This is a genomic window from Paenibacillus sp. N119s (assembly GCF_059447605.1).
In genome coordinates this window covers 1-7,970 of sequence record NZ_JCAJRU010000227.1, presented here as the reverse complement: position 1 = coordinate 7,970, position 7,970 = coordinate 1, and the positions used below count along the sequence as shown (strand labels likewise).

The window sequence follows — 7,970 nt, the reverse complement described above, 5'->3', positions numbered from 1 at the left end:
CAGCCTCTTTGATGCTCATTTCTGGCGGATTGACCGGGATACGGAATGCTTCTTCTCCGTTGTTGTAGCTTAGTAGTATGGCGTGTTCCATTAGGTGTACACCCCCTGTGCCGTTGAAACAAATTGTTCTTCTAAATGGTCGCCAATTTTCTTAATGATCGTATCCACATCAGCTCCGTTGTTGATGTCGCCTGTCTTGACCTGTACCGTAGGCGTAAGAGTAACAAAGTTTTGGATAGACTTCATTTCTGCGATGTCCCGCATTACCTTGAGGTCTTCGCTTGAGATATCTACCTTGTCTTCAATCTTGCCTACTTTGCCCACTTTACCAACCTTGCCAACATCGCCAGCGCCGTTTGGCTTTGCTGCCTTAGGAGCTTTATAAGGCTGGGCAGTTCCTTTAAGAGAAAAATTGCTTACGGATTTAGTAAGGTCGTTAGCCATCGACTTACCATTATTGAATGCTTTGAGAACATCCATTGATTGCATACGGTACTTGCTAAAGTCCATAACATCTTTATCCGAAGTCGGCTTTTGCGGACCATCTGCCATCTTCATGTACTGGATCGCAGAAATGGTAGAACCGGTAATCGAATTTGTTTTTTCGATCAGCCAGTTTAAGCCATCGACCATCTTGTTTATCAGATCTACGAAATACTTACCGATATCATTCCACAGGTCATAAAACAGCTTTTTGATTGCGTAAACTGGGTCGATAAAAATATTTGCGAAGAACTCTACGAAATCTAAAATTACATTCCAGAATCCAGCAATCCAGTTGTTTAGTTGGGCAAACATTGCATAAAACACCCCCACAACAAAAGCCACAACTTCCCCGGTGGATATCCCGAATTTATTCAGTACCGTTATAATACCAATGATAGCAGCTACAATTAGAGCTAATGGCCAAACGGCTATAATCCAATCTATCGCAAACCCAACAGCTACAGCGGCAGCTACAACACCTAATACTAGTAACGTGTTTTTCACCAGATCCCAGTTGTTCACAAGAAATTGAACTACGCTTGTTGTGGCTGTTGCAATCATGGACATGCCAGCTTGAATACTGCCGAAAAATTGATCAAACTTGCCGCTTTGGAAACCGTTGTTTATCATATCGAACAATGGTTCAAAGGCTTTTAATGCCTGCATCCCTGCCTTAGATAGGCTAAACTCAAAAGTGTTTACTGCCTTCTTCCATTTTGCAGCTGGAGATTCTAACATTTTGTCAAATGCCTTTTGCGTTAAATTCTGTTGGTTAAGGAGTTTATCCATTCCCTTTATGAATTCATCAATATTTCCTGCCTTACCAGCCTTCAACGCATCACTTGACCTAATCGTACTTCTTCCTATGTCGAACCTTTCCACGATGGAAGTGTAATCCCCCGAAAGGAGTTCCTTCATACTAAAAGCTGCCCCTTCTAAACCTTCAGCAGGGTTTAACTTCGCAAGCCGCATAGAAAGCATATTCAACTTTGTTAACTGTTGAGGATCCATAGTGTTAGACATAAACTTCATCGTTCCTGACAATGCTTCATTTACATCTTGCCCAGCCTTTAATGCTTGTTTAGTAATCGAATCATAAATAGCATTCCCTAGATTTAGATCACCAGCTCGAGAGGAAAATGTGTCAATAAATGATTGTTGATCCATCGCCCCGCTCATAACCTTTTCAAATAGAGCCTTTGCCGCTGCAATAGAAACGTAAACGGCTGCAATGTTTCTGAGGTTGCTCAACATACTCTCGGAAGCCCGTCCACCCTCACGCAAACGTCGATTCAGTCTTTCTTGTAATTGGTTTATCTTCTGTTCCAAAGCTTCTATCCGTGCTAAAGCGGCTTGTAACGATGCTGCGTTTGCGCCGCTACTTGTTCTCAGTTGCCGAACAACACGAATGAGCCTCAATACAAGCATTTGCAGATTGCCAAACATTGCTTGTAACGATGCTGGTAATTGTATCCGTATTCTGGCCTGTATATTCCGTAGTTGGCTGTCAATTTGTTGCCGGATACGTCGAGCTTGCGCTATTGCATCAGCGGCATTAATTGTTATGTTGACCACAGAAGCTGTAAACATCCCGCGAATACGGTCACGTATAACTGTAATTTCACGTAAAATATCAGCCGAGTTCACCACAATGTTGACGACGGATCCTGAGCCCATTTGCCTTATATGGTTTCGCACGACTTCCAACTCTCGAATTGCATTGGCTGCATCAAGATTGATTCTCACATTCCCATCGGATAAAGATTGTAGTCTTCGTTGTACAGCATTCAACTCACTAACTGCATTAGCCGCGTTTACGTTTATTTGAATATTAGCACGGGCAGCCGTTTGTAACCGTTCCATTTGCCGTGTTGTATTTTGAAGAGCCTGATTTACTGAATTTAGTTTGTTTGAAAAGTTATCATATAATTGGAGCGTCGATTGAACAGTAGCCATTTTCCCTCCTTTCCAAAAAAGAGGCACAAAAAAAGCACCCTATTTGGATGCTTTACCTGTACTTTGTTTTTTAGGATTTACTATTTTTTCAACTACATTAATTTCCTGCAAACCTGCCTTTACTCCCACTAAATACAAAGGAGAATTTTCTCGATATTCAGCTAATTCACTTGTTTTACCCTCATCCAAGTATTCAAGCAACGATGCTAGCGCAGAATCTTTCATAGCTACTCCATCCAAAATCTTTGATTTTCCTTCCGTTAAATGAGTTCCAAGTTTCTCGGGAAATCTTTCGTCAAACTTCATTGCTATTAAATTTGATCTATGTTGATTAATTATATCCCGATACTCTTTAACGTTTTCGTAGGCTTCGACTCGACTAAACGAGCCAGATGAATAAGCTTTAACAAATTCATTAAAATTCGCTTCACTCTCAACCATTTGTGTAGTTTCACTTAGAACTTGCTTTTTAAACGAATCAAACTCCTTCTTTATTTGAGCAGATTCCGTCATGGGTTTTACTGATTCATTACTATTTTCTTTCCCTTTTGTAATTCCCACAATAATAAGCAGAGGCACAATTATAATAACGAACCATTTAAGCATTTTAAGCTGACTCTTTTGTCTCTCCTTGCGTTTTTCCTTCTTATACTCTTTTTTCGATTCTTGCCACTCGCCGTAATTAGACATAATGACCCTCCTGAGTGGGTATATTTTACCATTATTCTATCAACCCGCTCAGGAAGAGTAAATCATTTATTTAGTCTAGCCGCTTCTTTTTTCTCATTTTCGATACGTTCCTTAATCATTTGATATATGACTCCACGCTCAGTAACAGACATTTTCATCAAGTCCTGGGGCAATATACGTAATTTGTGGAGGGCATAATATGCGAAGTTTGCGTCCGCATCGCCCTCCTCCATTAGTTTTTTGTTTCATCCATAACCTTGTTGATATCTTGATCGTAACCGTTAAGCTCCTGCACCTTTTCCAACAAAGTAGCGAACTCACCAGACAAAAGCATTTTGTTGAGCAAATTGTCAGCCCCAACAACACCATAGTTCTCTTGCAACTCAGCGTCTTTCAGATTCGGATAAACTACGCTTTCTAAAACTAGCTTAGTGGTGTAATCGTCTGGGTCAATTTCAGGAATTTTCATTCCCCCTTTGCCTTTCTCTGTTTTTGTAGCAGACTTTCTGATGGCTTTGTTTCGTTCTTCTGAAATACCTTGGATCTTCCAAAGAATAGGTTTCCCGTCTTCATCTTTAAATCTTTCAGAAACAACAACCTCTTCTGTAATATCAACTGAAGAATTTTCTTTGAAAAACGCGCTAAATTGACTCATTTATTAATATCCCCTTAATTTAGATTATTTTAGTTACCACCCAAAACAGGTTTTGTGAAGCTGTCTTGCAATCCTACCCCGGAAAAAGTAAAGTCCAAATCTTCGTCCAACAACTGAGATTCAGTATCCAACTTAGCAATAATAATGCTGCTAATATTAACATTCTTGAGCGTCACAGTTTGTTTACCTATCGAGGAAGTTGGGTCTTCGTTGACAGCAACCAGATCAAAATAGGTATCTTTACCTGTGGTCACATAATCCAGCATCATTTGTCTGAATAATGAGGTCACATAGTAAAAAGTCATGTTGCCTGTTCCCTTCCAACCATTTGCTTTATTCTGATCCCCCAGGTAGCCCAATACTTTTACTTCTGTCATATTTTTCTCGATCTTTGCCTCGAATTTCTTGCAATAGGCCATTTCCTCCACACTACCGTTTATGGTGGCGTACAATCGACCCTGCTGGCCGGAAATAGTATCCTTAGCTTGCAACCACTGTGTCATATTATCTCGCCCTCACTAACTGATAGATTTTTTCGATACTGTCTACTGGTTTAACGTAATACTCAGCGTAAATAGCATCTTTATCTGTGCCGGGCACGATTGTCACGTCTGTTTGTGAATTAAACTCCTCGATAGCTCCTATCTGCTGATTGAGTTCGAAAAGCGAGATAGCTTCTTTCTTTACAATATTTCGTCCATCGGCGTTATTATCAACTTTACCGATGTACGATCTTGCGAACACCCTTTGCAAATCAGTCTTGACGCCATCCAACGTGCGGACAACACGATTTTTCCGAAAATATTTGTTTTTGGTAGGCGTAAAACTGCGAAAGGTGTTGATGTCCTCTTGTACCTTAGCTTTACCGCCCTCGAAGATGAAGAAGAACTGACCGCTTTGCACAGCTGCAATCGCTTCTCGTTTGGTGAACCTAACGTCCACATCTACTGCATCATCGTAGTCAGCGTAAGTAAGCGACTGGTTAACGTTTGCTGCCGCTGTTGCTGCTGCTACCCAAGCGACTGCCTTAACCTTGTCGATCACTGTACCGTCTGACAGAATAACGCCGTTCGTGACGTTTATTACTCCTTCGCTGTCGGCCGCGCTGTAGTTTGGCAGTACCACCTGTACATTTTTGCCCTCGTCATCGCGCAAACGATTAACGTAAGTGGTATACAAAGGCTTAAGCGTTGCGTCATCGTAAGGAACTCCAACGGTGTTGAAATCTTGGGTCTCAATGGCTGCCATATAATCGGAATGATCAGCGTTGGTTACAGTGCCATTTGCCCCGCCAGCTAATGGAGCTCCCGCCGTGGCTGCCAACGTTTTGTCAGTAGCAGATGCTTTGAATGTCACCCACTCGTTCGGAACCAGCCCGTCAATGTTGGTAACCTTTTGAGTATTCATCTCTCGGCCCTCAACCAGGGTGCGAACGTTGAAGCTAGAAGGCGTATCAATGTCAGCCTGAATTACAATGGAAATATCATTGCCTCTCACGCCTCCATACTTCGCTGTAGCGACAAGATTGCCACTTGTGACTGTAGCCTTTGTTCCTTCGTTTAATCGGTAAACCAGCAACGTTTTGGCACGCTTAAGAGCCTCCTTAACCAGGAGGAGGCTTGTCTCTGTAATGTCGTATCCCAACGCTTTTGCGATATCGTCGCCAGCATCAATAGTAATGATTTGTTTTACTGGCCCCCAGCTTAATGTCAACGGCAGGGTGACGGTACCACGATCACTTAATGTGCCTAGCGGTTTAGGCTCAGATACAACGTTGGTATATACGCCAGGTAGATCCTTATTCTGTGTAACCCATGTGCCGGCCATTTACTCGACCTCCTTCTTCAACCATTCGGTAAGAACTCGTTTAGCTTCACTTATGGTGTAATTCTGTCCGTCTTCAAGTAGGACGCTTAGTGTATCTTTTTCAATCTGTGTAAACTGCTGTGAATCTTGAAATTGCTCTTTGCCAAAACGGGGTTCTACCGAAGCTGACGATGCTGCCGTCTCTTTCTTCGTAGGTGCCACAACAGGCGTTGCCCCGGTTTCTGTTTCTTGGTTATCAGTATCAGCCACGTATACCAGCCTCCTGTTTTAAAGTTCTCATTTTTGTTTCTGGTCCCTTTGGTTTCATAAGGTGAACATTCACATCTAGGAAGAAATGCAGCACATCATCGACGGTTTGGTGTTTCATCCCCACCGCCCTGTACAGGCTGCCTTCCCATTGGATGTACTCCATTTCCTCGTATAGCCGATCCGCCACTGTCTCGCATTCACGCCGCTTCTCCGGATTGTCAGGGTCCGGGAAATAGTGAATGTCATAGTTGCCCACTCTCATGTAACGCCGCCCAAATTCGCGGTCTTGTGAGCCGTTTATGAGCAGCACAAAAAAGCACGGTTCCTTGAAACCCTGCTCGATTCGTTCGTCGTACACCGGGACACCCGTTTGAAAGGTGCTCAGGTACTTCAATATTCCGTTTTTTACATCTTCCATTGCATCACCTCAGGTGGTCTTCCATAAATCGTTTCAGCTTTCGTTCCATGAGTGCAGGCAATTCACGCTCCAACTCTCGTTCAGAGATGGTGAGCATGAACCTACCTTCCACCCAGCCCGTGTGTAGCCGGGTACGGTGCCCGTATTCCACGTAAGGCGCATATTCGATAGGGTTAAACAATTCGATGCTGTAGCCGCCTCCTACGCGCTCCACAGGACCAAGCTGCCAGTTACGCCGGAGCATCCCGGTATCTACAGGAGTACGTGCCACCGTCTTAGCTAGTAGCCTGCTGGCAAGCTCTCTTATGCAGTTCTCTACGAATTGTGGGTAATCAGCTTGCATCTTCCGTAGGCTCTTTCCCAGCTGCTCGAACTCACTAAAATCAAACTCAGCAAAGCTCATGCCTTACCAACCCGCTTCATCTTGATCTCCTGATGTGTTGGATAAATGAAGGGCTCGCCAGATTGCTGAAATTCATAGCTCATGCCGTCCTGTGTAATAAAGATTCGGCTTCCAGACGGAATAACGATATCTGGAGCAATGAACAGTTTCCCATCATACGCAACATCGTTGTTTGTTTCGGTCTGTTGAGCACTCGGCAAGGATGCTTGGGACAATGCACACGGCTGGTTGTCGAATATAACGCCTTTGCGTGGTCTCTCAGTGCCTGTTACCGGGTCTTTGTAGGTTATCTGTCCCTCTACCCGACAAACACCTGTGTAGGTCATTTCAAGCAGCCTGCGTTCTATTGCGGGATTACCTAATTGCATGACTACCACCTCAATCTACGGAATGCGTTGAGCTGCGTGGCATACGACTTAATGAAAGCAGTACCCTCCACGCCCTTCTTGGCATATGCGGCAAAATTAAACTGCACATCGCCGCGCTTGACACTTTGAACATTTAGCTCTGTTTCTCCAGCTGTTGCAGGCTCTGCAAACTGGTTGAGGTAATAGTCCTTGGCGATCAGCAGCATCGTATTTTCTAGTTGCTCCGGTATGTCGGATATGTTGCAGTAGTTCTTAATGCCGTCAATGGTAAAATCCAAAGAAAATCCAAGTTGTACATCCTTACTCGTATCAGTAACTGGGATGCCAAGTAGGATTTTAAGCTTGATCAGCAGCGCTTCCCTGCGGTTCGGTTCCATTTCCTTCACCCGCTTTCAGAATGGCTGCAAGCACGTCTTCCTTTTTGGTTGCGCCAGCTAGGTCAATGGAGTTTTGTTCGGCGTGATCCTTCAGCTGAGCTAGATTCATTTTGTTGACATCCGTTTCGACGGGTTCTTCAGGCACTTCCGTATCAGGGCTAATAACTCTATCAATGATCAATCCAGGCACATGTTTTGAATCTACCTCGATTTCCTGACCCTTGATGTAAAATTCACCGCCGTACTTTGCACTATTTGTAAGAGTCACTTTCACTCTATTCACTCCTCTCAAAATAAATAGGAGAGACGATTGTCTCCCCTTAGTTGACCTTAGCGATAAAGATGTTGTTCATTTGTTCAAATGAAGGCAATACGATTTCAGAAACAATAGTATTTACGTTTACTGGATGCGGCTCTTTGTATGTTGTTACCGCCACCCCTGTATTGACGATTTGCACCTGAGCATCCGTACCACCACTCATCAAATCCGCTTCCTCAGGTGTAGTACCATACCACGTATTGCCCAGTGTGTTAGCTGGGA

General features: G+C 43.6%; 11 protein-coding genes and 1 pseudogene. All 12 read right to left on the bottom strand.

The features are described 5' to 3' along the window. Window positions 1-90: 90 nt before the first annotated feature. On the bottom strand, window positions 91-2,442 hold the full coding sequence (locus tag AC5V8P_RS20790) for a hypothetical protein (RefSeq protein WP_064795245.1): 2,352 nt from the start codon (window positions 2,440-2,442) through the stop codon (window positions 91-93). Window positions 2,443-2,481: 39 nt separating this feature from the next. Continuing rightward, entirely contained in the window at window positions 2,482-3,132 is a 651-nt protein-coding gene (locus tag AC5V8P_RS20785; protein WP_064795246.1) for a hypothetical protein, read from the bottom strand. 232 nt (window positions 3,133-3,364) lie between these two features. After that, a complete protein-coding gene (locus tag AC5V8P_RS20780; RefSeq protein ID WP_064795247.1) occupies window positions 3,365-3,787 on the bottom strand; it encodes a phage tail assembly chaperone in 423 nt (140 codons plus the stop codon). A gap of 29 nt (window positions 3,788-3,816) precedes the next feature. Next, window positions 3,817-4,290 carry a phage tail tube protein gene (locus tag AC5V8P_RS20775; RefSeq protein ID WP_064795248.1) on the bottom strand — a complete coding sequence of 158 codons (474 nt, stop codon included), beginning with the start codon at window positions 4,288-4,290 and terminating at the stop codon, window positions 3,817-3,819. A gap of 1 nt (window position 4,291) precedes the next feature. Next, window positions 4,292-5,614 carry a phage tail sheath family protein gene (locus AC5V8P_RS20770; RefSeq protein ID WP_064795249.1) on the bottom strand — a complete coding sequence of 441 codons (1,323 nt, stop codon included), beginning with the start codon at window positions 5,612-5,614 and terminating at the stop codon, window positions 4,292-4,294. Then, on the bottom strand, window positions 5,615-5,863 hold the full coding sequence (locus tag AC5V8P_RS20765; RefSeq protein ID WP_231116688.1) for a hypothetical protein: 249 nt from the start codon (window positions 5,861-5,863) through the stop codon (window positions 5,615-5,617). Then, window positions 5,856-6,281 carry a phage tail terminator family protein gene (locus tag AC5V8P_RS20760; RefSeq protein ID WP_064795250.1) on the bottom strand — a complete coding sequence of 142 codons (426 nt, stop codon included), beginning with the start codon at window positions 6,279-6,281 and terminating at the stop codon, window positions 5,856-5,858. Before AC5V8P_RS20760 ends, AC5V8P_RS20765 begins: the two co-directional genes overlap by 8 nt. Window positions 6,282-6,285: 4 nt before the next feature. Beyond that, complete coding sequence (locus AC5V8P_RS20755; RefSeq protein WP_064795251.1) at window positions 6,286-6,684, bottom strand: HK97 gp10 family phage protein; 399 nt, start codon at window positions 6,682-6,684, stop codon at window positions 6,286-6,288. After that, the gene (locus tag AC5V8P_RS20750; RefSeq protein WP_064795252.1) at window positions 6,681-7,052 is read right to left on the bottom strand and encodes a hypothetical protein; all 372 of its coding nucleotides are present in this window, start codon (window positions 7,050-7,052) and stop codon (window positions 6,681-6,683) included. Before AC5V8P_RS20750 ends, AC5V8P_RS20755 begins: the two co-directional genes overlap by 4 nt. A 2-nt stretch (window positions 7,053-7,054) precedes the next feature. Beyond that, on the bottom strand, window positions 7,055-7,429 hold the full coding sequence (locus tag AC5V8P_RS20745) for a phage head-tail connector protein (RefSeq protein WP_064795253.1): 375 nt from the start codon (window positions 7,427-7,429) through the stop codon (window positions 7,055-7,057). Continuing rightward, window positions 7,389-7,703 carry a Rho termination factor N-terminal domain-containing protein gene (locus AC5V8P_RS20740; RefSeq protein WP_064795254.1) on the bottom strand — a complete coding sequence of 105 codons (315 nt, stop codon included), beginning with the start codon at window positions 7,701-7,703 and terminating at the stop codon, window positions 7,389-7,391. The genes AC5V8P_RS20745 and AC5V8P_RS20740 overlap by 41 nt, the downstream gene beginning before the upstream one ends. A 46-nt stretch (window positions 7,704-7,749) precedes the next feature. Continuing rightward, window positions 7,750-7,970 (bottom strand): annotated as a pseudogene (locus tag AC5V8P_RS20735) (major capsid protein); the annotation flags it as partial.

Coding starts and splice junctions, on each gene's coding strand:
- AC5V8P_RS20790 (WP_064795245.1), bottom strand. CDS start 2,442: ATGGCTACTGTTCAATCGACGCTCCAATTATATGATAACTTTTCAAAC.
- AC5V8P_RS20785 (WP_064795246.1), bottom strand. CDS start 3,132: ATGTCTAATTACGGCGAGTGGCAAGAATCGAAAAAAGAGTATAAGAAG.
- AC5V8P_RS20780 (WP_064795247.1), bottom strand. CDS start 3,787: ATGAGTCAATTTAGCGCGTTTTTCAAAGAAAATTCTTCAGTTGATATT.
- AC5V8P_RS20775 (WP_064795248.1), bottom strand. CDS start 4,290: ATGACACAGTGGTTGCAAGCTAAGGATACTATTTCCGGCCAGCAGGGT.
- AC5V8P_RS20770 (WP_064795249.1), bottom strand. CDS start 5,614: ATGGCCGGCACATGGGTTACACAGAATAAGGATCTACCTGGCGTATAT.
- AC5V8P_RS20760 (WP_064795250.1), bottom strand. CDS start 6,281: ATGGAAGATGTAAAAAACGGAATATTGAAGTACCTGAGCACCTTTCAA.
- AC5V8P_RS20755 (WP_064795251.1), bottom strand. CDS start 6,684: ATGAGCTTTGCTGAGTTTGATTTTAGTGAGTTCGAGCAGCTGGGAAAG.
- AC5V8P_RS20750 (WP_064795252.1), bottom strand. CDS start 7,052: ATGCAATTAGGTAATCCCGCAATAGAACGCAGGCTGCTTGAAATGACC.
- AC5V8P_RS20745 (WP_064795253.1), bottom strand. CDS start 7,429: ATGGAACCGAACCGCAGGGAAGCGCTGCTGATCAAGCTTAAAATCCTA.